This is a genomic window from Paenibacillus aestuarii (assembly GCF_027789125.1).
In the GTDB taxonomy this organism is placed as follows: Bacteria; Bacillota; Bacilli; order Paenibacillales; family NBRC-103111; genus Paenibacillus_E; species Paenibacillus_E aestuarii.
The window spans coordinates 26491-51168 of sequence record NZ_JAQFVF010000088.1 but is presented as its reverse complement, the minus strand read 5'-3'; the positions used below and the strand labels follow the sequence as shown (position 1 = coordinate 51168).

Here is a 24678-nt window from a genome sequence, read left to right as displayed (position 1 = left end):
GAATAAACCTCCTCCCAAAAAGACATTTCATATTAAAGTGTCTACTGCTTGAACATCAGCCAGAACCTTGATGATTGTTATATGTGAACAGAATAGTACAATTAACTTGTACCGCAAAATAGTAATTTTAAAGCTTAATTTTATATTTCTAATCATTATACTAGGAGGATCAACCATGGGTAAACTGCATAACAAAGTAGCCGTGATTACTGGTGGAGCATCTGGTATCGGTGCCGCGACAGCGCGTCTGTTTGTATCAGAAGGGGCCAAAGTGGTTCTAGTTGATTTAAATGAAGAAAAAGGGCTGGCATTCGAGAAGGAGCTAAAAGCGCTCCATGCCGATGCATTATTTTTAAAAGCAAATATCACAATCGAAGAAGAAGTTGCTGATATTTTCAAACGAGCCGTTGAAGCTTTCGGAAAAGTGGATGTCGTCTTTAATAATGCGGGGATCGGGCGTGTTCATTCTTCGCATGATCTTGAATATTCCGAGTGGCGCAATACCGTAAATGTCGACTTGGATGGTGTATTCTTGGTAGCGCGAGAAGCTATCCGTGAAATGTTGAAGCAAGGCGGGGGCACGATTGTCAATACCGCCTCGATGTACGGATGGGTCGGATCACCCGGTTCGGCTGCCTATAACGCGGCGAAAGGCGGCGTTATTAACCTGACCCGTTCGCTTGCGCTTGAATACGCGGAACGCAATATTCGCATAAATTCATTATGCCCAGGTTTTATTGATACTCCGATTATTCCTGAGGAAAGTAAGCGAGATTTGGCGCAGATGACTCCAATGAAACGTCTTGGCAAGGCGGAAGAAATGGCGAAAGCCGTACTATTCATGGCTTCTGACGACTCTTCGTTCATGACCGGAAATAGCCTAATTGTCGATGGCGGGTATACGGCTCAATAATTCTTCCATCATCTAAAGGAGGTAATCAATCATGACAAAATTCGAGGGAAAAGTGGTTATCATTACAGGCGCGGCGGGCGGAATCGGGAAAGCGACGGCCAAAAAACTAGCAGAGCAAGGAGCTAAGCTGGCTTTGGTGGATTTGAATCTTGATGCCGTTCAACAGGCCGTATCTGAACTGGGACTAAGTGATGCAAATTCGATTGCCATTCAAGCCAATGTGGCAAACGAAGAAGACGTCAAAGCCTATGTCAAGGCAACCGTTGATAAATTCGGTAAAATAGATGGCTTCTTCAACAATGCAGGGATCGAAGGCATTACTGCGAACGTTGAGGATTATCCAACCGAGACGTTCGATCTGGTGCTCAACGTCAATGTCAAGGGTGCGTTCCTTGGCTTGAAATACGTGGTACCTGTGATGAAGAAACAGGGGTACGGCAGCATTGTAAATACTTCCTCCGGTGCAGGATTAATCGGAGCACCTGGTTTTGTTGGCTACAATAGCTCCAAGCATGCCGTCATCGGAATGACCAAAGTCGTTGCATTGGAAGTGGCCCCGTTTGGCGTTAGAGTGAATGCCGTGGCGCCTGGGGTCATTAATACCCGCATGATGCGTCAGATTGAGAAGAATACGGTTCCTGCGGACGCTGAAGGAGCAAGAAAAGCATTTGGCGCCGCTGTACCAATGGGAAGATACGGAGAAGCGGAAGAGGTTGCTAATGTAGCTGTCTTCTTGCTATCCGAAGACGCTTCCTATGTATCCCAATCCATTTACACGGTGGATGGCGGACAAATCAGCCAATAACACGGTAAGAGCAAGCATTGTAGCCCTCTCCGCTTCCTCGTAGGAAGCGGAGAGGGCGTTTTTGTGTGCTAATCTCGAATTCATATTGCACGTCATTCCTATTGAGCGGTCCAGCCTCCGTCAACCATAAGAATGCTCCCCGTCACCATGTCGCTTGCCGGAGATGCAAGATAAATGACAGCACCCGCAACATCCTTGATACTTGCTACCTTTTCTGCCGGAATTCGCTTAAGCACGCTTTGCAAGTATTGAGGATTATCAAGCCGTTCAGCGGTTCCCGGCGTATATGTAAACGTAGGTCCAACTGCATTAACATTCACTCCACGTGCTGACCACTCGAGTGCAAGGACACGCGTTAATTGGTTTACTCCACCCTTAGTCGTGCAGTAGACGGCATGGTCGCGAATTCCGACCACACTTGCTTGCGAACTCATGTTAACAATACGCCCATAACCTTGTTCGAGCATAATTTTACCGGCAGATTGACAGCAAAAAAACAAGCCCTTCAGGTTTACATCCATCATTCTATCCCAATCCGCTTCCGTTACTTCTGTCGCGGGATGATTGTCGCCGAGCCCCGCATTATTCACGAGAATATCGATGCGTCCATGTTCTTGTGCAATTTGGTTCATAACGGACTCAATCTGGGAGACATTGGTGACATCTAATGACACTGCAAATGCGTTGCCGCCCTCTTGACGAATTTCCTCGCATAGCTGCTGAAGCTGTATTTGATTGCGTGCTGCTGCTACAACAGTCGCTCCGGCATGAGCTAACGCTTTTGTAAGTCCATAGCCGATTCCCATACTAGCACCAGTAATAACAGCAATCTTTCCGGTTAAATCAAAGCTTGGATACATGCAATACCACTCCTTCTAATCATATTTTCACTTCCTATCGCAAGCGTCATACTCGTCCTAGGATAAAAGTACTAAATTTTAATTATGACAAAATAATAGAGATCGTCCCTCAGCATCAAAAGGCAAGGCACTCTACACTTGGGTGCCCTACCTTTCTCATTTAATACGCATACTCTACCATAGTTTTAGCCCTACGGCATTATTCCTATACGTTTGATTCATGACTGGGACAAGCTTGCCCGGCTTCTCCTCAAGGCCTCTACCGCGCATATCGCCTAAAGCCATATCGACAGCTAAGGGTTACTTCTGAGCCTCTTGCTGACTGTGACAAGCGTAGCGTTACGCTTTCATTTCTGCGCGTTTTGCATCAAGTTGTTTATTGATGCTGTCAACGTCTTTATCCGACAATGGATAGAGTTGCATCACAATCATAGAAACAACAGCAAGAACAGCAGGTATCCAAATAGCAGTCATATTAATCCCTGAAAGGGCGCTAGCCGGTTGGTGCTCAGCATTTCCATCAAATCCATAAGCGGCAAGGAACCAAAGTGGAACGGCACCCCCAAGCGTAAAGCCGATCTTGAAGAAAAGCCCCATTATAGCGTTGATAATAGCAGCATTACGTTTACCAGACTTCAGTTCGCCATAAGAGACCACTTCAGGAACAAGTGCCCACATGAAACCAGTCGCTGAGCTCAAGCCCCATTGTTTGATGAAAGTTGAAACATAAGCCAACCAAAGCTGATCGTGCATACCATCAAGACTCCAAATCCAAGTCAGGATTTCGCCGACAACAAACATACCGAGAAACAGATGGAAGAAGCCTTTCTTACCGAAGATTCTCTTGAGTTTTGGCCAGAAGACTGTAAAAGCGATACCAGGTATTGAGGCAATCAGACCCACTGCACCCATCCAGTCCGAGTGATTGACAGTATACTGGTAAAAGAACCCATTAACCGTATTCATAAAAAACATAAATGTAAATGCCAGCATGAAGAATATTCCTAAAATGACCAATGGTTTATTATTCTTAAATTCAACAAAGAAATCATAGACTTTAACTTGTGCCGATTGTTCAGCATTAGCGACAACGCGTTCTTTCGTGAGCTTGTAGCAAAGGAAAAGCGCAACGGCTCCTATAATCATATAAACGGCATAAACGCTAAACCAAGCATGACCTGCAGAAGGGTCCGTATAAGTCCCCATATTAAGTTTTAATCCAAACAGACCGGTATCTTTGAGTGAACGGTCTTTAGATGCAACCATTTGAACAAACATGGGGAACAATGTATAAACGAGAAGATTGGCACCGTTTGCAAGCATCATACGAGTCGTTGTGATTTGATCAACGGAATCAGGGTCACGGGTCAATGAAGCGTTCAGCGAGCCATAAGGAATATTGACGACGGAATAAACCAAATCAAGCAACAAATAAGTGATGAAGATAAAGGGCACAGAGCCGCGGACACCAGGAATGGGTGCAAATAGCAGCGCAGCCAAGATAACCAGCGGAATACCTGCACGAAGTAACCAAGGACGATATTTACCTGCTCTTGATGAGCGTTTATCGATAAAAGTCCCGACCATTGGATCCCAGATAACATTGATGATACGGACAAAGAGGAAAATAAAACCTGCTGTTGCTGTACCGATAGCATTGACAGTCGTCATATAAAGGGCAAGAAAGCCTCCAACTGTACCAAAGACAAGGTTTTGAGCAAAGTCTCCAAAACCGTAGCCAATACGTTCACCAAGATTGAGCTTGCGATACTCATCCTGCTGTACATTTTGTGTGTTATCTCTCATAATGAGTACTCCTCTCAAGATAAAATTCCGCTAAAATATTAGGTTTATTTCCTTTCTATTACATTAAACGACTTCCGCACCCCTAGAAGTCCAATGGACTTTTGGGCCGCTAAATTCGTCTTAATTCCGACTACTGGGAGCTTGTACAGTCCGATGGAGTGTACAAGGCTGCCTATCAAAGAAGACTCATTAGATGACCCTTACCCTAATCCCAAACCTAATTTTCAGTAAATTCGATCTTAGCTGGCTTTCTAGCTGACATTTCTAAATTCCCATTAAATCAGATCAAAGCAAAAGTAAATTTACATAATAAAACCCTTACATTTTTGCAAACTTGTTTATAGTCTTTTCAAATAGAATAAAAAAACTGCCTGAATCCCTTATAGAAAGATTGCGCAAAATAATTCATTATATCCCTCCTCCAAAAATTTATTTGAAAATATTTACTTTCTTTGTTTATTAAACAAACGAAGATTAGAATATTAAATAAGATAACATAATAATTATCAATCTTCAACCTACAAAGCTTGGGTTTGACATCATGAGTCCCCTTGATTCGGGGAGCATATTGGGGCCTAAAACTTGTGATTATTTGTGATATAGATCTCCGCGCTGTCTGTAACGGCAAGCTTTTTTCTTAAGGCATCCGCGGGTTTCCAATTCTCAAGGCTCGTCTCTTGACTTAAATCAATGCACGCAAACATCCCCCTAGTTAGAATGTAATCATTACTTAAACTTAGGGGGTTTTTACATGGTACTAATGGGGTTATCGGGTCAGGGAAGGTCTGTGTAGATTCTCTTCTTAATTCTGCTTAGTGACTCCGGCGTCATGCCGAGATAACTGGCCAATTGATGCTGGGGCACCCGGTCGATGAGAGATGGACGTTTCATTAGCAGCGTCTTGAACCGTTTTTCAGGCGAAGAAGCGATAAAAACAGCGAATTCCTCTTGAACCTGACCGAGATTCTCCTCGATCATCCTGCGGGTCATCGACTCCAATTGAGGATGTTTGTTGTACATGTCCTTTTCCGCATCCAAGTCGCCAACGACCATTACCGAATCCTCCATGCATATGAAGGTGTAATCGGACGACTTGTCTGGTTTGTGATGATTGAAAATGGCGATGGCTTGCTCTTCAGTGTAGAAGTTGGAGGTAACCTCTCTTCCCTCTTCATCGATCGCATACTGCCTTACGCAACCTCTCAGGATGAAATAACATTTGGTAGGGGCTTCTCCTTGTTTAAAAAGAAAGGTCCCCTTTTTAAATTCTTCTATACGGATTTCACTCACAATAGCTTGCTGATCTTCTTCGTTAAGGGAAGTCCATCTAGACATATACTTATATAAAATGTCCTTCATTACCGCTTTCCTTCATCTCCTTTTCTTCAACTCTTTCTACTATCCATTTTCTAACTTTAAGGAGCCGATTGTAAAGGATCATTGAATGGATCAAAAAAGGAGGGAAAACCCATGAGAGCCATGGTTCAAATCTCGTATGGTTCACCGGAAGTGATTGTCCCGCAAGAAGTCGCGAAACCGTCGCCTAAAGACAAGGAATTTCTTATTCGTATCCAGGCTGCCAAAGTAGGGCCGTCAGACTGCGCTTTTCGCAAGGGCGATCCATCTATGATTAGATTGATCTACGGATGGTCCAGACCAAAATATGCAATTGGAGGATGCGAATTAGCCGGAGAGATCGAAGCGGTCGGTAAAGAAGTAACCCGTTTTCAAGCAGGGGATCGCGTATTGGCGATGAGCGTCAAAACCTTCGGTGCACATGCCGATTACAAGTGCCTTTCAGAAGAAAGCCCCCTGGCGTTAATACCGGATAACATCACCTTTGAAGAAGCCGTCGCCGTCTGTGATGGCGGTGCAACCGCATTGACGTTTCTGAGAGATAAGGCCAAGCTGCAGAAGGGTCAGAAAGTGCTGATCAATGGCGCCTCTGGCGCTGTAGGCATTTATGCGGTGCAACTTGCCAAATACTATGGCACGGAAGTCACCGCTGTTTGCTCCGCTGGCAACGGAGATTTGGTCCAAAAAGCAGGGGCAGACTTCATTATTGATTATACCCGGGAGGATTTCACAAAGGCGAACAAAGCCTACGATGTCGTTTTTGATACAGTAGGCAAACGATCCTTCTCGGCATGCAAGCGTGTACTTACATCCAAGGGAATTTATCTGACTACCGCGTTCAAGCTGTCTATCCTCTTACAAATGATGTGGACTTCCTTGTTTAAAGGCAAACGGGCTGTTTTTGCAACAGCCGGCCTTATGCAAAACAAAGGAAATTTGGCGTTTCTCATGGAACTCGCAAGCAATGGAACGCTGAACGCTGTGATCGATCGTCGATATCCTCTGGAGCTTCTGCCCGATGCCCACAAATATGTAGAGACCGAACGTAAAAAAGGTAACGTGATAATTAAGTTCTAGGCCAGCCATGACCCTTTCGCACAAAAACTTGCCGTTACTTATGATACGGCTCCCCCCGATTTATCCGCATAGCGCGATAAATCTGCTCCACCAGCACCAGCCGCATCAGCTGGTGCGGTAGCGTCATGCGGCCAAACGACAGCCGCATGTCCGCACGGCGCAGCAGCTCGCCAGAGAGCCCCAGCGAGCCGCCAATGACGAAGGCCACCGTGCTCCGCCCGTAGGTGGCCAGCTTGTCGAGCGACGCAGCCAGCTGCTCGCTCGACCACATCTCACCGTCGATAGCCAGCGCCACGACGTAAGCGTCTGCGGCGAGCTTGGCTAACAGCCGCTCACCTTCCTTGACCTTGACCTGCTGCTCCTCAGCAGGGCTCATGTTCTCCGGTGCCTTCTCGTCCGGCACCTCCACCATCGTTACCTTGGCATACGGCCCAAGGCGCTTCACATACTCCGCAATCCCGTCAACGAGATAGCGCTCTTTCAACTTCCCAACCGTAAGTATCTGTATATGCAAGGACATGTTCCCCTCTCAGCTATTCATCACAAATAAAACAAAAAGGAAGGCTCGCGCCTCCCTCATACGACTAGAAATCGTGCTGACGCCTGACAGTGCTCACAATGCGCCGGCGGCTCCCAATTGGCAAAATGGGTCTTCTCCAGGTCCACAATGTCCGGTGCTTCCTCATAAACGTCAACAAAATCATCAATAGCGATTTCCACATGATCTTTACATACTACGTACATGCAAGTACCTCTCTCATCTGCGTTGTATCTCATTGGTTGATTATTTGTCGCTGGCTTCCGCAAGAGTGACCGTTGTGGTCAATTTTTTGCCGCCGCGATAATAAACTACGGACACTTTATCTCCGATCTTCTTTTCATTATACAAATATTTACGAAGGGAGATTGTGCTGTCGATTTTGCGGTCATCCAATTGAACAATGACGTCCTGCGCCTTAAGACCGGCATCTTTGGCAGGCCCGGAGACATCGAAGACGATAACTCCAGTTTTCACATCAGCAGGCAGCTTTAATACATCCGTCCCGCTAAAAGCTTGCAGTTCCTGCGTCGACACCCCGATCAGCGGACGCTTTATTTTATGATCCTTAATCAACGTCTCCATCACCGGTTTTACGCTATTGATCGGAATGGCAAAACCTAGCCCTTCCACCCCGGTATCGGAAATCTTCATCGAGTTGATCCCGATCACTTTGCCTTCGATATTCACGAGTGGGCCGCCGCTGTTGCCCTGGTTGATCGCCGCATCCGTCTGGATGACATCCATCTCCCAGTCGTAATCGCCGCCATCGCGCGTCAACGAGACCGGGATCGTGCGTTTAGGCGAGGATATGATGCCCTGTGTCACCGTTGGCGAGAAGCCAAGGCCGAGCGGATTGCCAACGGCAATCGCCGTCTCACCGGTCCGCAGTTGGTCGGAGTCGCCAAACTCAGCAATCACCTTAATATCTTTCCCATCCGCCTCCAAGACAGCCAAATCGGTAATCCGATCACGTCCGACGAGCGTTGCCGGACGGTGTTCGCCTTGGAAATTAACAATCTCAAATTGGTTCCCATTCTCTACCACGTGGCTGTTAGTCGCGATACGCACCTTATCGCCATTGCGGCCAAAAATGACACCGGATCCGATGCCCATGCCGGTTTCTTGCCCTTTATCATCCTTCTTGGTCGAGATCACACTGACCACAGCAGGCTTGATTTTTTCCGTAGCCGTAATAACACTGTCATTGTTCAGCGGACGTACATCCGTAATGGCGGCAGCCGGCATCGCAACGGTTCCAACTTGGCTTCCGTGACGAACTAATCCGATAATCCACATCAGAAATAGCATCAATAAAGCCCCGATAATCGCGGCGGCAATGGCTACATTCCGTCTGCGATCGGCGAAGGCCATGATGTCAAACGAACTCTTTGGCCGCCAATTACGCGGCTTCGGTTGCCGTTGTCTTGTCGTTTTCGTTGAATAGAAATCATCATCAAACAAGCTCATACCGGGATCCCCCTCAATGGCAGAGGCTATCAATAAACAAGCAATAAAAGTCCTCGCTGCTTGATCAACAACCTTGGCGGTTACGCTTTTCATTTTTATAAAAAATAGGAATGTTTCGCCCTCGAATTGCCTACAATAATAGTAAACCAAATCTTGCAGCTAAATACTAGAGTTACCTGAAATCTTTGATCCTAAACCTAAAGGAGAATGACCGATGAACCGAATCCATTCCCATTTTGACGAAATCAACATGATCGGCAAGCTGGCAGATCTGAAAGAAAGCCACTACAACCAATCTCTCGTGCTCTCATCTCTCATTCAAGTTTTAATAGAGAAGGGCATTGTGACGGCGCAAGAGCTTCAAACCAAATCCAAAGAACTGGATGCCGCGCTTACTCCGAATCCAACTCATCCCATTTCGTAGGCCGGTCAAAATAAGTATCCATCAAGCGCAGCTGTTTAGCCTCAGGGGCACGCTCTTGTAAAATATTATTCACGGTTAGCCTAGCCAAGTCCATTAAATTATGATCGCGGCTCAAATGAGCCATGTAGACGGACTTCGTCTTGCTGGTCATCACTTCACAGAGCGCTTCCCCTGCGGCCTCATTGGACAAGTGACCCTTATCCCCGAGAATCCGCCGCTTAATGCTCCAAGGATAGTGCCCCATGCGCAGCATCTCCACATCATGGTTGGTCTCCAGCACCAGGGCGTCGGAATCCGTGATTTTCTCTTTGACTTTCGAGCTCATATAACCAAGATCGGTGACCACGCTGAGCTTCTGCTCGCCTTCATAGAAGCAGTAGCCGACAGGCTCGGCAGCATCGTGCGAAATGCCGAACGACTCCACCTTCAACGTGCCGAACTCCTCCATCGCGCCTGTGTCCATAACCCGCTTCTTGTCTTCAGCAATCTCGCCAATCTGCCGATTAAGCTCTTCCCATGTCTTCTCATTCGCATAAATAGGCAGGTCATACTTGCGGGCAAATGCGCCTAACCCTTTGATATGGTCGGAATGCTCATGCGTGACCAGAATAGCATCAATGCTGCTGGCTGCCAGCTCGCGCTCCTTCATTAACTGCTCCATCTTCTTGGCGCTGAAGCCTACATCCACCAGCACCTTGACTTCGCCATTATCTACGACAGTCGCATTCCCCGTCGACCCGCTTGACAGCACCGTAAATCTTACTCCCATGTAACCTGCTCCTCTATGTCATGCTAGCTTCCAAACACGTTATTTCTTACTCGCTTCAGGCGTCGAAAAAGGCGGCTGATCGTTCCCTCGTTGCGGAGGCTCTACCGCGCCATTGAACGCCTGCAGATAATAAATGTCACCATTATCAATCGTTACCCGCCAATGCGGGAACATCGGCTGTGTCGGCGAATTATACAACTGCCCGTGATATCCCAGCCGTACATCCGTAATAATGGAGCCCTCACTCAAATAATTTTCAACCAGACTTCGCACCGCGAGCTGAGCTGGGATCAGCTTTTGCTCCGTTTGTTCCACTCCTGATTCTACTTCAACATAAGCTTGTCGGTAACTGGTAATTTCTCCATTATGCTCATACAGTTCAACCTTGACATCAAACAGCGGCAGCTTATTGTACGTCTGATTGAAAAGGTAAACGCCATTCTTACTCGTGGCTGAATCAAATTGATACATCTCAAAATAAGGAATCTCCGATCGGGCCTGGACTTCTTTGCTGACGCCTTTGCCCAGAATCGTGGTCATCGTCATCGGCTGCTTCAACGGCTTCTCTTCATCCAGCTTCATATTCTCATCGAACTTTACCGTAATAACCTTCATCTTCGGCAAATCCGTCGGCAGATCCTCTGTAATCCGAATGTTTTTGCTGCGCAGGACGCGGTTCAGCTCTTCTACAGTGCCGGACGCGTCAGCCGCGATTTCCGTCTGGTTGGAGCGTTTGGCCGACCACATCTGAAAGCCGAGAATCATATTCAATATCAAAAAGGAGAGGATCAAAATCGTTTTTGCCCGACCCCAGTTCATGGTCTAATCTGCCTCCGCTTCACATCAACTTTATTCAATGAAATCGACCGAGCCGTCCCGCAGCTCAAGCGCCCAGGTTGGAGCTAACGTAACCGATTTATCCGAGACAATTGGCCGATAGGCCGGAAAAATCGAAATGATGCTCGTCCGCCTTTGATAATACTGCAGCCGTTCCTCCAGAGCGTCTCCCGATATCAGCTCACCGTCTCTGCGCTGCCCCGTCTTAAAGTCAGGTATAATCATGGAACGCTCAAACCCGGAGACAATCCCTTTCTGTACCTGCAGCTTCAGTAAGCCAAATCCGTCAGCCTGGGTTGTAATAATAGGCAAAGACTCAAAATACTGACGGAAAGAGAACGTATTATTGTCATACAATTGCTTCACCGGCGTATGCGTTACCGCATATTTGCCATCCCAGCCGATGTGCTGGTTAATAAACTTAATTCCCGCCAGCAAGTCTTCCTTCACATCACTCTTCGTCCCTACAGGCGCGACAGGGTCGGAATACGTCACCCATCGCTGATCGCGGTTAATCTGAAATCCTCGTTTACTGTCCGTATAAATTTCCGAACCGTCCCGCTCCTTCAAATTTCGCGTAATGCCCGGATCGACAAACAGGCTCTGCTTTAACTGATCCGCAGTCAACAGATTGTAGCTGAACGAGTAAATAGGCACTCGCAGCGGTTTGATCGGCAAGTAATAATCACCGTTGTTCGTCGTTTTATAGAGATTCGTCAAATCGCCATAGGCGGCGAAGTTTTCAATATCTTTGCTCGTAAAATCCGCCCGCACCACTTCATAGCCCACACTAGGCGAGTCTGTGAAAAAGAATGCACGAACATCCTCATTCGTCCCCTTCGTAAAAATCCAGATGCGCGTTATTTTGTCGTTCTCTACAGGCATCTCGCCTTCCAGACGAAGCAGCTGCTGCATAACTGAGAACGGGATGCCGTCGCGGAAGCGAATCTCTACACCCTGCTGCTTGGTGCGAACGTCTTCCCAGTTCACGTTGGCCAAATACATCGTCGTTTTGCGAAAGCCGTCAAAACTGCGTTGTTTAATATTTTCCAACAATCGCGTGTAATAGTAGTTGTTCGGATAGAGGACCGAATACTGCTGATTGCCCAGATGCACAATAATTTGATCCGGGAACAGCATGTCCTGCAGCTCCGAAGGCTTGCCGAGCGTTTCTGTCTGCACATAGTTGCTTTGCTGAATCGGCTCACTCTTGGGCGGGCTGTATGAGGACAGCAGAAAGCTCTGATATAAGCTGAGTCCAATCAAAATGACAAGAACGACTGATTTCAAGCTCTCCATCATTGCTTGTCCTCCTCCACATTGCGAATCGGCAACGTAAACGTGACGCGTGTCCCTTGGCCGAATTCAGAGTCGAGGGCAATCGTACCGCCGTGCGCCTTTACTATTTCCCGGGCAATAGACAGCCCGAGCCCTGTGCCGCCCATATTGCGCGACCGAGCTTTATCCACGCGATAAAATCTATCAAAAATACGTGATAAATCTTTTTTTGGAATCCCGATTCCGTTATCTTGAACGGTTATTTCCAGCATATCCTTATCTATATTTCTTGCACTCAGGCGGATAGCCCCTTCATCACCTGTATATTTAATGGCATTAGAGACGAGGTTATCGAGGACCTGGTCGATTTTGTCGCGGTCCAGCAGCAGCTGTTGCACCCCCGCCTCCACTTGAATGGAGATGCGGATCTTCCGCTGCCTGAGCTGAAAGGAGAAGCGGTCCGCCACCTCTTCCAGCATCTCGCTGACTGACGTCGATGATTTGCTGATCATCGACTGCTTCGAATCGAGACGCGACAGATGCAGCAGATCCGTAACCAACCGGATCATCCGCTCCGTCTCGCTGCGGGTCACACTGATGAAGCGCGATGCTAACTGGGGCTCCTCAATGGCCCCGTCATCCAACGCTTCCAAGTAACTCTTTATCGTCGTCAGCGGCGTCCGCAGCTCATGCGACACATTCGCCACGAACTCCCGCCTCGCCTGCTCCAGCTTCTCTTGATCCGTGACGTCCTGCAGCACGGCAATAATCCCATTAAGCCCCTCCCCTCTGCGGTGAATCGGTGTAAACGTAATTCTTACAGACAGCTGTTCCTCATCATCGGGAAGCTCAATATCTAGCAGCGTCGTATTGACCTGCCCGTTAATAAACTCGCGTATCGTCTCCATCGGGATGCCGAGCACTTCGGATATTTCCCGGCCGAGCGTAGCCTCTTCCTCCGTCTGAAGAATCTGCTTCGCGCGCCGATTTAGGACAATGACGTGGCCCCGATCGTCCGTTGCAATGACACCGTCGTTCATATTCGTCAGAACCGAAGCCAGCTTCTCCTTCTCTTCTTCATTGAGTGTGAGCGCCTCTTTGAGCCGGTTCATCATGAAATTAAACGTCTGCCCCAGCTGGCCGATTTCATCCGTCCCCTGCACCTTCACTTGCTGGTCGAAGTTCCCCTCAGCCACAGCCGTAGCCTGTTTCGTAATCTCTTTAATCGGGTTCGTAATCGTACTCGACAGAATGACCCCGAGAATAGCTGTGAGCCCCAAGGCGATCAACGTCCCCGAGATCAGAATGCGGTTAATGGAACTAATGGTTTTATAGACGTCCTCCATAGAGGCAATAATATAAACTGCGCCTAGCACGCGTACGCCGCTTCCTACCGGCTTCGCAATAATAACCTTACGATAACCATCGACATCCGTAAAAATCCGCTGATTGTCCTTAATGCCCTGCAGGGCGCGAATGACTTCGGGCTGCGTATTGCGTTGTTTCAAATGGCTGGGCACCGACGTGCTGATGACATTGCCGTTGGCATCAATAATTTGAATTTCCGCATTATTAATCGAAAATAAATTGCTGACAAACTCGTTCAGGTCCGCATACGTCTTCTTGCCTTCGGCGTTTTTGCTATCCTGGTCACCTGTCAAATAAGACCCGACGAAACCTGCCATCAGCGTCACTTGATTATTGCGCGAAGCCAAAAAGTCATTTTTAAAGTACGTCTCAACCGTCTTATAAAAGTAAACGCCAATGAGCTGCATCGCAATCAGAATGAGCAGAACATAGATAATAATCAGCTTGGATTGAATCGATTGTAAGAAACGGATCCCTTTCATTCTCAGAAGCCACCGGCCTTCGGACTCCGCATCATATAGCCGAGACCCCGGCGCGTCATAATATACTCAGGCCGGCTCGGATCGGTCTCCAGTTTCTCGCGCAAACGGCGAATCGTCACATCCACTGTGCGGACATCGCCGAAATATTCGAAACCCCACACGGCTTGCAGCAAGTGTTCCCGTGTCATGACCTTGCCAGAGTTTTTGGCCAAGTATTGAATTAACTCGAACTCGCGATGCGTCAGATCGAGCGGCACATCGTCCTTATAGACCATATACATGTCATTATCGATAAAAAGCCCATGGATCCGCGTCCCATTACGCTGCGCGTCCAGCTCGGGCGGCGCCGTTTGTGCCTTGTTTTGTCTGCGCAGGTGCGCCTTCACGCGAGCCAGCAGCTCGCGGGTCCCGAACGGCTTGGTCACATAATCGTCCGCGCCCATTTCCAGGCCAAGCACTTTATCCAGTTCTGTGTCTTTGGCCGTCAGCATAATTATAGGTGTATTCAGCTTCGAGCGAACCTCCCGGCATACATCCATGCCATCCTTCACAGGCAGCATAAGATCCAGCAGGATCAAGTCCGGCTGCTCTGAAAAAGCAAGCTCCACCGCGCTCCCGCCATCGTAGGCGCAGATTACTTGATAGCCCTCTTTTTCCAGATTGAATTTCAAAATATCTGCAATCGGTTGTTCGTCATCTACAACGAGAATCTTGCCAAACAAACGTACCACCGCCTATAAAATAAAGTCTTGCAACTACTTATTGCTTTCCGTCTATTTTACCATATTTTTATGTAAAAAGAGACAAGGCCCCCGTGTTGTCCACTTGGTAACCCTGCCTCTTCAATTCCTTAACGATTTAAATAACTCAAAGGATTTTGCAGCTCTCCGCTCTTGTGCACTTCGAAGTGCAAATGCACGCCAGTCGAATCGCCTGTGCTTCCCATAATGCCGATCTTATCGCCTTTCTCCACGATCGTGCCTGAAGAAACGGAGATTTTGCTTAAGTGGCCATACAGCGTCTCGTAACCGTTCAGATGATTAATAATAATATAATTGCCGTAATCTGACTTATATCCGGTTTCTACGATCTTGCCGTTATCGGCCGCCATAATGTTTCTGTTGCCGGTAATATCGATTCCTTTGTGCAGCTTGCCCCAACGATATCCGAATGTACTGGAGATGCTCGGTGACATGACAGGCCAAGCGAACTTGCCGCTACCTTCACCTTGAATGACCTTCGTGCCTTTTTTCACCTTAGCGGTCACAGGCTGATCTATGATATCTTCGTTGACTACATTCTCACTCTGCATTAAGCCGTTAACTTTCGTCACTTCAATGGTGACTTTCTTCAGCCCGTTCTTACCGGACGAAATCGGCTGCGTGACGCCAACTCGCATCGAGTCGTCCTTTACATATTCCGTATCGTACTGAATCTCTTGATTTTGGACAACCTTCTCCGTTGTTTTGACCGAGAGCGTCGGTTGCAGCACGGTAACATCAAGCTGGTTGCCAATCTTCAGCTTATCATCTTGAATGCCCGGATTGTTATCATAAATAAACTGCTTGGATATGCCCAGCTTCTTAGCGATACAGGAGACGCAATCTCCTTCAACAACCGTATACTTGGCTGGCTGCACGTCGCCGGTCTGCAGCTTCTTCACGACGTCCTCCGGCTTGGCAATGTCCTTCGGATCAACCGGCACCTCGGCCTTCTCAACCTTCTCGACGAACTCTGCCTTCTCAAGTTCTGATGGCGCCGTGCTAATATCATCCGCAGCGCCTGCCGATAAAACGGCTACCTTACCGGAATCCTTGGCTTTAGGCATGAACGGTGACTTCACTTGTTCCAATATGCTATCTGCCGTTTGTTGATCCTTAACGACAGCTATGACTTTATCGTTGACCTTCAGCTCGACGCCAGTCGGCTTCGGGACGAGAAGTGTGTTTAATGAAGCGATGACGGCCATGTCATTCGTCTTTGGATTGTAAGCCCTTTCAGTCCAGTAGGTAACTCTGCTCGTATCCACAACTACATGAACATCTGGGAAATTTTTCTGTACTTCTTCATGTCTGTTCTGCTTATATTCATCAATGATCTTATTGTCTGTTACGATTCCGACTTCTTCGTTATTCAGCATGACATGGTACACATTGACCATACCAGCTTCCACATATTGATGCCCAGCAAGCGTAATAGTTCCCGTAAGAGCAATAGCGCCTACACCAAGAACAACCGGCCACTTATGACGTCGAAGAACAGTCAGTGTCGATGTTGTCGTCGCTGCTTCTAGCTGCTTGTCTGATTCATTTCCGGTCAAGCTTTCTCGCTTAGCCTTGAACCTCTCGATGAGATTCATGACAAAGCGCATTCCCCTGAAACCTGTCATGATCTTCTCCCTTGTTTAACGGTTTTGCATCCACAGATACATAAATCAACCTTGATTAGACATAATATCCATTGAGGATACCTTCCTTTTGTTAAATTTACCACACTTTCTCTGCTTATTTCAACATTTGCGAAATAGCCATGTGATATATTCGTGTCGAATGCACACAAGATGACGCAAAATTGCAGTTTATTTGTTACAAAACCCTACACCGACATCTGCAATAAGGCCAATATTGGCGAATACGATCAGGAGGAAATCCCTCATGGAAAAAAATCTAACGGCCACTTTTCATAACGTGGACAACCTGGAGCAAGCAGCGGAGCAGCTTAGAAAACAGGGTATAATTGATATGAAGTTTCCAAATTTAAGTGCTGCATTAATTGACTATCAATCCGATATGATGATTCAAAGCATTGAAAGCTCGGCTCTTGCTCCCTCCTATGAACTTGAAGTTTGCGTGCAGCAATCACGCTATCGGGAAGCGGAGGATACGATTCTCAAGTTCGGTGGAGATCTCCATGAACTACGCTCCTTTTAGTACTTGTTGATGATATCCATCAACTGCTTATATTCTTGCTCGTTTAAATACTTTTTCAGCGTTTGGTCCACCTCCTTTAACTCGTCTGCCGTAATTCCGTCCTCGAGGATCGCAGAGAAATGCTGGACTTCACTTTGCGGGAGCTTTGAGTAGATTAGCGAAAAAATTTTCATTTTATCATCGCTCGAAAGCGCGTCTTTCTTTTTGGCAAAGTCCTCCGTCGATATCACAATGTCCTTCTTCTGTGCATCTGCATCGGTTTGTGCACGTCCCATAACCGCCACAGCATCCTCTTCCGCCTGGTTCGAAGCGCCGGTTGCGGAATTCGCGCCGGATCCGCTTGGCTGCACGCCACCGATAGTGCCAACTGAAGTTGGCGAAGGACTTGCTCCCTGGCTGGGCGCAGGGGTTGGCGTTGGCTTCGGCGTGGCGTTCGCTTGTTCTCCCCCCTCTCTTGGCTTAACTATATTCAGCTCTGCCGCCATTCTTGCCGCAAACTCAGAAAATTGCACCTTTTTACCCATAGCAGGCAGGTTAAATTGTCGGAAAATATCTTCAACCGCCATATTCACCACGTACCATGTCGTAAATATCGTTAACGTTGTAACGAGGACCGTTCCAACCGCAATTTTGACTAACCATCTGACAATTTTCATTATGAATATCACTCCTGCCGTATAATCATCTCTCACCTCCCAGTATTGACGAAATCACTCCCATTAAGTCCCTTATTAAAAAAGAAATCCCCTAAGCTGATAGACAGCCTAGAGGATTTTTGTATTTATGCATAAATAGGTCGAACGATATTGGTCTGCTCCCGGTTGCGGCCTACGGAGAAGATGGCAATCGGAATGCCTGTCAGCTGAGACACACGCTCCACGTAATGTCTTGCGTTCTCAGGCAGATCGCTCAACGAGCGGGCACCGGATACGTCTTCGCTCCAGCCTGGCAGCTCTTCATAGACAGCCTCGCACTCGGAGATCGCTTTTAAGCTCGCTGGATAGTGCTCAATGAGCTCACCGCGGTACATGTAGCCTGTGCAGATTTTGACCGTCTCCAGCCCTGTCAGAACATCGATAGAGTTCAGAGACAGACCTGTAATGCCGCTGACACGGCGCGCGTGGCGAACTACGACGCTGTCGAACCAACCGACACGGCGCGGACGGCCTGTAACTGTACCGTATTCAAAGCCTTTTTCACGAATCCAGTCGCCGATTTCATTGTTCAGTTCCGTAGGGAACGGGCCATCGCCCACACGTGTTGTATACGCTTTGGCTACGCCGATAATATTGTGGATCTTTGTCGGACCGACGCCGGAACCGATACATACGCCACCGGCTGTAGGGTTGGAAGATGTTACATACGGATACGTGCCTTGGTCGATATCCAGCATCACGCCTTGAGCGCCTTCGAACAGCACGCGGCGGCCTTCATCGATGTAGTTGTTCAGCACGACCGATGTGTCCGTCACGTAAGGACGAAGAACTTCAGCGTAGGCCAAGTATTCTTTGAGAATAGGTTCAACGTCAAGACCCTGGGAACCGTATACTTGCTCAATCAATACGTTCTTCTCAGCAACGATGCGTCTGAGCTTCAGCTCAAACTCTTCTGGATCCATCAGATCGGCAATCCGAATGCCGTTGCGTGCTGCTTTATCCATATAGCAAGGACCGATCCCTTTGCGGGTCGTGCCAATTTTGCTATCGCCTTTACGGTCTTCTTCCAGTCCGTCCAAAACCAGGTGGTACGGCATAATGACATGTGCGCGATCACTGATTTTAAGATTTGTCGTTGTAAAATCATTATCATGAATGTAGTTAATTTCTTCAATAAGTGCCGCGGGATTGATGACCATTCCGTTTCCGATGACACAAGCTTTATCCTTATAAAAAATACCGGAAGGAACCATGGTCAGCTTATATTTCTTGTCGCCAATCAGGATTGTGTGCCCCGCGTTGTTACCGCCTTGATAACGAGCAACAACCTCTGCGGACTCAGCCAAGAAATCCGTGATTTTCCCTTTCCCTTCATCTCCCCATTGCGTACCGACAACAACAACTGTTGACATGTTCACTTACCTCCGTACGGTGACGAATCACCCATAATGAGCCGCTATGGCTTTTTGTACCCAAAGGAAAGTTGGACTTCGTTAAAGCACTAAAGCGTGCAGTCCGTGCGAGATGCCCCTTTCACTGTCTGAACCTCAGAACTGAAGAAGGACTTACTCCGTGCAAAGGAACTCTCCTTTCGGCATGAAAAACGACCCTAACTCGATTCTCCTCTGGTACTGAGAAATCTTCATCAAGGTTTTTTTCAACGTCTTTAGTGTAGCAGTCCCCACCTGCAAAGTCAATGAAAAACGAACAATTCTAAATGGGTATGTATAATTGTTCGGAAATTGATCATAATAATAATTTATGTCCCTAAAAAAAAGAAGCAGCTGCCGTCAATACTGCCCGGCTGCTACTTCCTGATGACTTCGATCCATATTCACGAACTTATTGAATTGCTTTAAAAAAGCGAGTTCTACAGTACCTACGGGACCATTACGCTGTTTAGCAATAATAATCTCGATAATGTTCTTCTTCTCGGATTCTTTATCGTAGTAATCGTCCCGGTACAGGAACGCTACGATGTCGGCATCCTGCTCGATCGATCCGGATTCCCGAAGGTCAGACATCATCGGACGCTTGTCCTGACGCTGCTCAACGCCCCGGCTTAGCTGCGAGAGCGCAATAACCGGCACGTTCAATTCACGGGCGATCTGCTTCAGTGTACGCGAGATCTCGGAGACTTCCTGTTGACGGTTGTCGCCTTTACCACGGCCGGCAATCAGCTGCAGGTAGTCGATCAGAATCATGCCGAGGCCCTTCTCTTGCTGAAGCCGGCGGCACTTGGCGCGAATATCGGCAACGGTAATCGTCGGCGTATCATCGATGAAGATGTTCGCCTCGGACAGCGCGCCGATCGCCATCGTCAGCTTCTCCCAGTCGTCGCCTTCGAGATAGCCCGTCCGCATGCGGTTCGCATCGACGTTGGCCTCGGCGCAGATCATACGCGTAACGAGCTGCGCCGCGCCCATCTCGAGCGAGAAGATGGCGACGGTTTCCTTCGCGCGTACGCCCACGTTCTGGGCGACATTCAGCGCGAAGGCCGTCTTCCCTACGGAAGGACGGGCGGCCAAGATAACTAAGTCCGAGCGCTGAAAGCCGGACGTCATCTTGTCCAAATCCACGAAGCCCGACGGGATACCGGTGGATCCTCCCTTATGGGAGTAGAGATGCTCGACGCGTTCGAATACTTCCATGAGCACGTCGCGGATGCCGATGAAGCCGCTGGATGTCCGGCGCTGCGAAATCTCCAGGATGCGCGCCTCCGCGTCGCTGAGCATAGCGCCGACGTCCTCGGAGTTGGCATAGCCGTCGGAGACGATCTGCGTTGCCGTACGGATCAAGCGGCGAAGCATCGACTTCTCTTCGACAATTGCTGCGTAATAGTCGATATTCGCGGCCGTCGGCACCGCATTGGCCAGCTGGGAGAGGTAGGTTACGCCGCCGACCTCTTCAAGCTGCTGTTTATCCTGCAAACGTGCCGTCAGCGTAATTAAATCGACCGGCTCCTGCTCCTCCGCAAGCTCGACAATCGCTTCAAAGATACGCTGATGCGAGCCCCGGTAGAAGTCATCGCTTGTGACCCGCTCCATCGCTGTGATCAGCGCCTCGCTTTGGATCAAAATAGCGCCGAGCACAGCCTGTTCCGCTTCTATATTTTGGGGCGGTACGCGATCCATAAACATATTTTCACCGCTCATTTCAAGGTACCCGCCTTTCTGTGTTTTGTCTCGCTGTCATCATATAGATAAGCTGAATGGATTACTTCTCTTCCAACACTTGTACGCTTAAAGTAGCCGTAACATCCGTGTGCAATTTGACCGGCACTTTAGTTACGCCCAGTGTACGAATCGGATCGTCCAAAACGATTTTTCGCTTGTCGATCTTGATTTTTTGCTTATCCAGCACTTCCGCGATTTGCTTGCTCGTAATTGCGCCGAACAAACGGCCGCCTTCACCGGCTTTCGCTTTGATCGTTACCATCATTTCGCCTAGCTTCTCGCCTAGAGCCTGTGCTTCCGCTTTTTCTTCTTCCTTGCGGCGCTGCTCAGCTTTCTTCTGGTTATCCAAAGTTTTAACAGCGCCTTGCGTAGCAGGAGCCGCTAATCCTTGGGCAAATAAGAAGTTTTGTGCGTAGCCTTCCGATACTTCTTTGATTTCACCTTTTTTACCTTGACCTTTAACGTCCTTCAATAAAATGACTTTCATTCGAAAAGTCCCTCCTCTTCCTGCATCTCTTCAAGTGTTTGTTTCAATCGTCTCGTTGCTTCTTCTAAGGTGCCTTCCAGTTGCGTTGCGGCGTTGGTCAAATGTCCCCCTCCGCCAAGCCGTTCCATTACGAGCTGGACATTCATTTGCCCAAGCGACCTGGCGCTAATGCCAATCAAGCCGTCGAGCCGCTCACAGATTACAAACGATGCCATGATATTCGTCATATTCAACAATGTATCAGCTACTTGGGCAATCATCAACTGAGAATATTTACGATTTGGCTCAGCAACTGCCAATGCAATATGCTCGTAAAGCGTCTCGGTATGCTTCATAATATCTGCTCTCTCCAGATACGTATCCAGATCTTCCTTCAACAGCTGTTGAATGAGGCTGGAGTCCGCTCCGTTGCGGCGTAAGTAGGAGGCTGCTTCGAACGTCCTCGCGCCAGTCCGGAGGCTGAAGCTCTTCGTATCGACGACGATCCCAGCGAGTAAGACCGTCGCTTCAAGAACTTCCATCGTGAGCTTCTCATTGATGTATTGCAGCAGCTCGGTGACAAGCTCGCACGTAGACGATGCGTACGGCTCCATGTAGACCAGGATAGCGTCTTGCAGGAACTCCTCGCTGCGGCGGTGGTGATCGACGACAACGACTCTGTGCGTCAACGTCAGCAGCTTAGGCTCTGCTACCATGGACGCCTTATGCGTATCGACGACGACGGCCAGCGTACGCTGCGTGGTGATCTGCATCGCCTGCTCCGGCGTCACGAACCAGCGGTATAGGCGCTCATCGGCCGAGATCGTCTCCATAAGCTTCTGGATCGACGGGTTCACGCCCTCCAGCACGATATATCCTTCTTTGCCGATCACTTGGACGGCCTTCAGGACACCGACAGCCGCGCCGATCGAATCCATATCCGGGAAGCGATGCCCCATAATGATGACTTTGTCGCTGTCCTTCATCAAGTCGCGCAACGCATGAGAGATAACACGAGCGCGAACACGCGTCCGCTTCTCCACCGCATTCGTACGGCCACCGTAGAACGACAGGCGCTGTCCGACCTTCACCGTGACCTGATCGCCGCCGCGGCCGAGCGACATATCGAGACCCATCTGGGCCATTTGTCCAAGCTCCATCAGCTGCTCGGCGCCTGAGGCAATCCCGATGCTCAAGGTCAGCGGCAGCTTGTTTTCAATCGTAATTTCCCGAACATCATCCAAAATTTCAAAACGCGTTTGCTCTAATCGACGCAGAGCTCTCTGATCCAACAAAATCAAGAAGCGGTCCGATGCCGTACGCCGCAAGTAAATATGATGCTTTTGGGCCCACTCCGTGATTTCACCCGTCACTTTCGCCAGCATAATACTGCGCGTCTGATCATCCATCCCTTGCGTGGCCTCGTCCAGATTATCCAGCATGACGATACCTATCGCTGTCTTCTCATCTTCATATTTCTTGGCCAGCAGCGCTTGCTCCGTGATTTCACGGAAATAGAGCAACCGCTCCTCTTGGCGCGTCCAGACCTGATAAATGTTCTTGCCGATCGTTAGCTCGAACTTATCGGTTTTTTCTTTCTTATTTTTCAGGTCAGGAAAATACTCATATATCGAATCCCCTATGACGGATTCTTGATCGAGCATCTTTGCCACGAACGGGTTGTGCCATTCAATTCGTTTCTCATCATTATATAAAATAATGCCGATCGGGAAGCCGCTCATAACTTCGTTGCCCGCTTTTTTCACCCGATGTGTAATGGTTCCGATGTAGGTATTCAGCTCTCTGCGAAATGCTGTCTCTGCCTGCATGGTGAAGTAGACCAGCACACCGCACAGCACTAAGCAGATCAGGCCGAGTACCCATTGGAACGAAAAGATGATCAAGGTCATAATGATGAGCAAAACGAAAATCCACACGATGTGTTGGCCATGCCATCGCTTTAAAAGGAACCTCGGCATTCGTACTAGCTCCTAATCCTATAAATTTTTCTTAAACCGTTCTCGGATTGGAAACGCAACATCAAATACCCCTAATAAGCTGTAGATGAACAAAAATGGAGGCATAAAGCAAAGTATAACAATCGCAACAATCGGCAGAATAGGCTTCCATTTGTTCGCATGAGCTATATAAAACAAAAAGCAAAGAGCTTGAATGGCAAATGCCAATACCAGAATCGGCAGCAAATTCATCAGCAAAGTGGCAATTAATGAGTTTGACGCCGGGTCAATAAACAGATCCAAGACGAATGCAATCAGATAGATCCAAACGAACGATTTGGGGAGCATCCGCTCTCTCATCGGACGAAGCCCTGGAATCCCTTCTCCGCTTTTATTCAGAAACCAACGTGTAATTCCATGTGAGACGAATGCATAGAACAAAGCGAACAGGATGAGATATAAAGGAATGACCTGCACCATCAAATTTACATACCAGTCATGGTCATTAGGCAGCAGTTCCCTTAGTCCTGGAGGCATCGTTGTTGTCACATAGTCACTCATAAACTGTTTAAACTTCGAGATCGGATCAAAACCAAGCAAATAACCGATTACAAGGCTAAGCAAAGATTCCGCTAATAAGGTAACTGTACCTGATGTAATTACTGTACGGGCTGCAGCTTTGCGTTTATATAAATTCCCCATGACCAGTACAGGCGGCAGAAAAAATAGCGATACCGAGAGGAGAAACATCCCATGCAATCCCGTGAGTGCATATACGATCAGCAAGCTTAACACATACATAATGACGAATCGCTTCGTGCTCGATTTCACGTATAACATGAGAACTGGAACCATTAGAAAACTAACTGTGAAAATAATGAATGGAGTCATCATGGATAACAGCAACGCAATCGTCACTATAGCCCAAATGATGCCCTGCCAACTTCGATTCCCCAAACGGGATCACCTCTTACGTAAATGTTCTTCCAAAGCCGAGATGTCGCCATACCAGTCTTCGAGCTGATGACCGTCTTGGCGATGCTTTTTCATTTTATCCACAATAGCTTCGTCCAAGCTGCGGTACGAGATTCCCAGTCTTCTACCCAAAATATATCCACAGGAAATTAAGCTGGCTAATCCGTCCACAATTTTCACTTGGCTTCCTTCCCATATGCCCTTCAATAAATGGGCAACATGGTCAACGACTTCCGTCTTGAGCCATTCGATCACTTTGGCTCGCCTAGCGAGGTCTACTTCCCTTTCCCTATTTGGCAACTGTCATCTCTCCCAACCCCAAAAAAGGCTATGCATACAATTATACCACAAAAGAGGGTGAGAAAAGAAAGCCTCTACAGGACTTGACGATCACAACTGGTTGGGGCTGTGGGTAATTACTGATAATACGTTATCCACATGTGAATTGTTTCAATATCAGCAAAAACTGTTATCCACAAAGTGCCGCGATCTTATATCTATATTCAAATTTCATTCGAATTGGAATTGTCTGCA

At 48.0% G+C, this 24678-nt stretch carries 24 protein-coding genes; 5 read left to right on the top strand and 19 right to left on the bottom strand.

Going from position 1 to position 24678, the window contains the following annotated elements:
* Positions 1–175: 175 nt before the first annotated feature.
* Together O9139_RS28935 and O9139_RS28930 are read left to right on the top strand one after the other, a co-directional pair.
* Positions 176–913, top strand: a complete 738-nt coding sequence (locus tag O9139_RS28935) for an SDR family NAD(P)-dependent oxidoreductase (RefSeq protein WP_270885208.1) — start codon at positions 176–178, stop codon at positions 911–913.
* Between the two features lie 31 nt (positions 914–944).
* Positions 945–1718: an SDR family NAD(P)-dependent oxidoreductase gene (locus O9139_RS28930; RefSeq protein ID WP_270885207.1), complete on the top strand. Its 774-nt coding sequence runs from the start codon at positions 945–947 to the stop codon at positions 1716–1718.
* A 98-nt stretch (positions 1719–1816) separates the two neighbouring features.
* Here O9139_RS28930 and O9139_RS28925 read toward each other — a convergent pair whose 3' ends face one another.
* The 3 genes from O9139_RS28925 to O9139_RS28915 form a co-directional block, all read right to left on the bottom strand.
* Entirely contained in the window at positions 1817–2578 is a 762-nt protein-coding gene (locus O9139_RS28925) for an SDR family NAD(P)-dependent oxidoreductase (RefSeq protein WP_270885206.1), read from the bottom strand.
* A 339-nt stretch (positions 2579–2917) separates the two neighbouring features.
* Entirely contained in the window at positions 2918–4384 is a 1467-nt protein-coding gene (locus O9139_RS28920; protein ID WP_270885205.1) for an MFS transporter, read from the bottom strand.
* Positions 4385–5158: 774 nt separating this feature from the next.
* Positions 5159–5743: a Crp/Fnr family transcriptional regulator gene (locus tag O9139_RS28915; RefSeq protein WP_270885204.1), complete on the bottom strand. Its 585-nt coding sequence runs from the start codon at positions 5741–5743 to the stop codon at positions 5159–5161.
* 111 nt (positions 5744–5854) lie between these two features.
* Here O9139_RS28915 and O9139_RS28910 point away from each other — a divergent pair, with 111 nt between their 5' ends.
* A complete protein-coding gene (locus O9139_RS28910; RefSeq protein ID WP_270885203.1) occupies positions 5855–6817 on the top strand; it encodes an NAD(P)-dependent alcohol dehydrogenase in 963 nt (320 codons plus the stop codon).
* Between the two features lie 34 nt (positions 6818–6851).
* Here the strand turns inward: O9139_RS28910 and rlmH are convergent, their stop codons facing one another.
* From rlmH to O9139_RS28895, 3 genes are all read right to left on the bottom strand, one after another.
* Positions 6852–7331, bottom strand: coding sequence for a 23S rRNA (pseudouridine(1915)-N(3))-methyltransferase RlmH (gene rlmH / locus O9139_RS28905; RefSeq protein ID WP_270885202.1), 480 nt, complete (start codon positions 7329–7331; stop codon positions 6852–6854).
* 62 nt (positions 7332–7393) lie between these two features.
* Positions 7394–7561, bottom strand: a complete 168-nt coding sequence (locus O9139_RS28900) for a CxxH/CxxC protein (RefSeq protein WP_270885201.1) — start codon at positions 7559–7561, stop codon at positions 7394–7396.
* 40 nt (positions 7562–7601) lie between these two features.
* The gene (locus tag O9139_RS28895) at positions 7602–8825 is read right to left on the bottom strand and encodes a S1C family serine protease (protein WP_270885200.1); all 1224 of its coding nucleotides are present in this window, start codon (positions 8823–8825) and stop codon (positions 7602–7604) included.
* A 214-nt stretch (positions 8826–9039) separates the two neighbouring features.
* On the opposite strand from O9139_RS28895, the gene O9139_RS28890 reads away from it, so the two are divergent.
* Positions 9040–9249: a hypothetical protein gene (locus O9139_RS28890; RefSeq protein ID WP_270885199.1), complete on the top strand. Its 210-nt coding sequence runs from the start codon at positions 9040–9042 to the stop codon at positions 9247–9249.
* On the opposite strand, the gene O9139_RS28885 is transcribed toward O9139_RS28890, so the two are convergent.
* The 6 genes from O9139_RS28885 to O9139_RS28860 form a co-directional block, all read right to left on the bottom strand.
* Positions 9218–10018, bottom strand: a complete 801-nt coding sequence (locus tag O9139_RS28885) for an MBL fold metallo-hydrolase (RefSeq protein ID WP_270885198.1) — start codon at positions 10016–10018, stop codon at positions 9218–9220. The genes O9139_RS28890 and O9139_RS28885 overlap by 32 nt on opposite strands.
* A 39-nt stretch (positions 10019–10057) precedes the next feature.
* On the bottom strand, positions 10058–10837 hold the full coding sequence (yycI, locus tag O9139_RS28880) for a two-component system regulatory protein YycI (RefSeq protein WP_270885197.1): 780 nt from the start codon (positions 10835–10837) through the stop codon (positions 10058–10060).
* 30 nt (positions 10838–10867) lie between these two features.
* Positions 10868–12157 carry a YycH family regulatory protein gene (locus O9139_RS28875; protein WP_270885196.1) on the bottom strand — a complete coding sequence of 430 codons (1290 nt, stop codon included), beginning with the start codon at positions 12155–12157 and terminating at the stop codon, positions 10868–10870.
* On the bottom strand, positions 12154–13983 hold the full coding sequence (gene walK / locus O9139_RS28870; protein WP_270885195.1) for a cell wall metabolism sensor histidine kinase WalK: 1830 nt from the start codon (positions 13981–13983) through the stop codon (positions 12154–12156). The genes O9139_RS28875 and walK overlap by 4 nt, the downstream gene beginning before the upstream one ends.
* A gap of 2 nt (positions 13984–13985) precedes the next feature.
* Positions 13986–14705, bottom strand: coding sequence for a response regulator YycF (yycF, locus tag O9139_RS28865; RefSeq protein ID WP_270885194.1), 720 nt, complete (start codon positions 14703–14705; stop codon positions 13986–13988).
* A gap of 128 nt (positions 14706–14833) precedes the next feature.
* A complete protein-coding gene (locus tag O9139_RS28860; RefSeq protein ID WP_270885193.1) occupies positions 14834–16372 on the bottom strand; it encodes a M23 family metallopeptidase in 1539 nt (512 codons plus the stop codon).
* Positions 16373–16637: 265 nt separating this feature from the next.
* Between O9139_RS28860 and O9139_RS28855 the strand changes: the two genes are divergently transcribed.
* Positions 16638–16913 (top strand): hypothetical protein, encoded by a 276-nt coding sequence (locus tag O9139_RS28855; protein ID WP_270885192.1) that lies wholly within the window; start codon positions 16638–16640, stop codon positions 16911–16913.
* Here O9139_RS28855 and O9139_RS28850 read toward each other — a convergent pair.
* The 7 genes from O9139_RS28850 to O9139_RS28820 all read right to left on the bottom strand — a co-directional run bounded on the left by O9139_RS28850 (position 16910) and on the right by O9139_RS28820 (position 24444).
* A complete protein-coding gene (locus tag O9139_RS28850; RefSeq protein WP_270885191.1) occupies positions 16910–17569 on the bottom strand; it encodes a hypothetical protein in 660 nt (219 codons plus the stop codon). The two genes, O9139_RS28855 and O9139_RS28850, sit on opposite strands and share 4 nt — an antisense overlap.
* Before the next feature lie 125 nt (positions 17570–17694).
* Positions 17695–18981: an adenylosuccinate synthase gene (locus O9139_RS28845; RefSeq protein WP_270885190.1), complete on the bottom strand. Its 1287-nt coding sequence runs from the start codon at positions 18979–18981 to the stop codon at positions 17695–17697.
* A gap of 378 nt (positions 18982–19359) precedes the next feature.
* Positions 19360–20724 carry a replicative DNA helicase gene (dnaB, locus tag O9139_RS28840; protein WP_270885189.1) on the bottom strand — a complete coding sequence of 455 codons (1365 nt, stop codon included), beginning with the start codon at positions 20722–20724 and terminating at the stop codon, positions 19360–19362.
* Between the two features lie 61 nt (positions 20725–20785).
* A complete protein-coding gene (gene rplI, locus O9139_RS28835; RefSeq protein WP_270885188.1) occupies positions 20786–21232 on the bottom strand; it encodes a 50S ribosomal protein L9 in 447 nt (148 codons plus the stop codon).
* Complete coding sequence (locus O9139_RS28830; RefSeq protein WP_270885187.1) at positions 21229–23190, bottom strand: DHH family phosphoesterase; 1962 nt, start codon at positions 23188–23190, stop codon at positions 21229–21231. Before O9139_RS28830 ends, rplI begins: the two co-directional genes overlap by 4 nt.
* Before the next feature lie 18 nt (positions 23191–23208).
* Complete coding sequence (locus O9139_RS28825) at positions 23209–24126, bottom strand: DUF2232 domain-containing protein (RefSeq protein WP_270885186.1); 918 nt, start codon at positions 24124–24126, stop codon at positions 23209–23211.
* A gap of 6 nt (positions 24127–24132) precedes the next feature.
* A complete protein-coding gene (locus O9139_RS28820) occupies positions 24133–24444 on the bottom strand; it encodes a MazG-like family protein (protein ID WP_270885185.1) in 312 nt (103 codons plus the stop codon).
* Positions 24445–24678 lie beyond the last annotated feature (234 nt).

What these genes read in the sequence shown, in the direction of transcription:
- O9139_RS28845 (WP_270885190.1), bottom strand. Translation starts at nt 18,981, where the DNA reads ATGTCAACAGTTGTTGTTGTCGGTACGCAATGGGGAGATGAAGGGAAA.
- O9139_RS28935 (WP_270885208.1), top strand. Translation starts at nt 176, where the DNA reads ATGGGTAAACTGCATAACAAAGTAGCCGTGATTACTGGTGGAGCATCT.
- O9139_RS28860 (WP_270885193.1), bottom strand. Translation starts at nt 16,372, where the DNA reads ATGACAGGTTTCAGGGGAATGCGCTTTGTCATGAATCTCATCGAGAGG.
- yycI (WP_270885197.1), bottom strand. Translation starts at nt 10,837, where the DNA reads ATGAACTGGGGTCGGGCAAAAACGATTTTGATCCTCTCCTTTTTGATA.
- walK (WP_270885195.1), bottom strand. Translation starts at nt 13,983, where the DNA reads ATGAAAGGGATCCGTTTCTTACAATCGATTCAATCCAAGCTGATTATT.
- O9139_RS28855 (WP_270885192.1), top strand. Translation starts at nt 16,638, where the DNA reads ATGGAAAAAAATCTAACGGCCACTTTTCATAACGTGGACAACCTGGAG.
- O9139_RS28930 (WP_270885207.1), top strand. Translation starts at nt 945, where the DNA reads ATGACAAAATTCGAGGGAAAAGTGGTTATCATTACAGGCGCGGCGGGC.
- O9139_RS28895 (WP_270885200.1), bottom strand. Translation starts at nt 8,825, where the DNA reads ATGAGCTTGTTTGATGATGATTTCTATTCAACGAAAACGACAAGACAA.
- O9139_RS28890 (WP_270885199.1), top strand. Translation starts at nt 9,040, where the DNA reads ATGAACCGAATCCATTCCCATTTTGACGAAATCAACATGATCGGCAAG.
- O9139_RS28910 (WP_270885203.1), top strand. Translation starts at nt 5,855, where the DNA reads ATGAGAGCCATGGTTCAAATCTCGTATGGTTCACCGGAAGTGATTGTC.
- O9139_RS28925 (WP_270885206.1), bottom strand. Translation starts at nt 2,578, where the DNA reads ATGTATCCAAGCTTTGATTTAACCGGAAAGATTGCTGTTATTACTGGT.
- rplI (WP_270885188.1), bottom strand. Translation starts at nt 21,232, where the DNA reads ATGAAAGTCATTTTATTGAAGGACGTTAAAGGTCAAGGTAAAAAAGGT.
- O9139_RS28915 (WP_270885204.1), bottom strand. Translation starts at nt 5,743, where the DNA reads ATGAAGGACATTTTATATAAGTATATGTCTAGATGGACTTCCCTTAAC.
- O9139_RS28900 (WP_270885201.1), bottom strand. Translation starts at nt 7,561, where the DNA reads ATGTACGTAGTATGTAAAGATCATGTGGAAATCGCTATTGATGATTTT.
- O9139_RS28850 (WP_270885191.1), bottom strand. Translation starts at nt 17,569, where the DNA reads ATGAAAATTGTCAGATGGTTAGTCAAAATTGCGGTTGGAACGGTCCTC.
- O9139_RS28830 (WP_270885187.1), bottom strand. Translation starts at nt 23,190, where the DNA reads ATGCCGAGGTTCCTTTTAAAGCGATGGCATGGCCAACACATCGTGTGG.
- O9139_RS28920 (WP_270885205.1), bottom strand. Translation starts at nt 4,384, where the DNA reads ATGAGAGATAACACACAAAATGTACAGCAGGATGAGTATCGCAAGCTC.
- O9139_RS28885 (WP_270885198.1), bottom strand. Translation starts at nt 10,018, where the DNA reads ATGGGAGTAAGATTTACGGTGCTGTCAAGCGGGTCGACGGGGAATGCG.
- O9139_RS28875 (WP_270885196.1), bottom strand. Translation starts at nt 12,157, where the DNA reads ATGATGGAGAGCTTGAAATCAGTCGTTCTTGTCATTTTGATTGGACTC.
- dnaB (WP_270885189.1), bottom strand. Translation starts at nt 20,724, where the DNA reads ATGAGCGGTGAAAATATGTTTATGGATCGCGTACCGCCCCAAAATATA.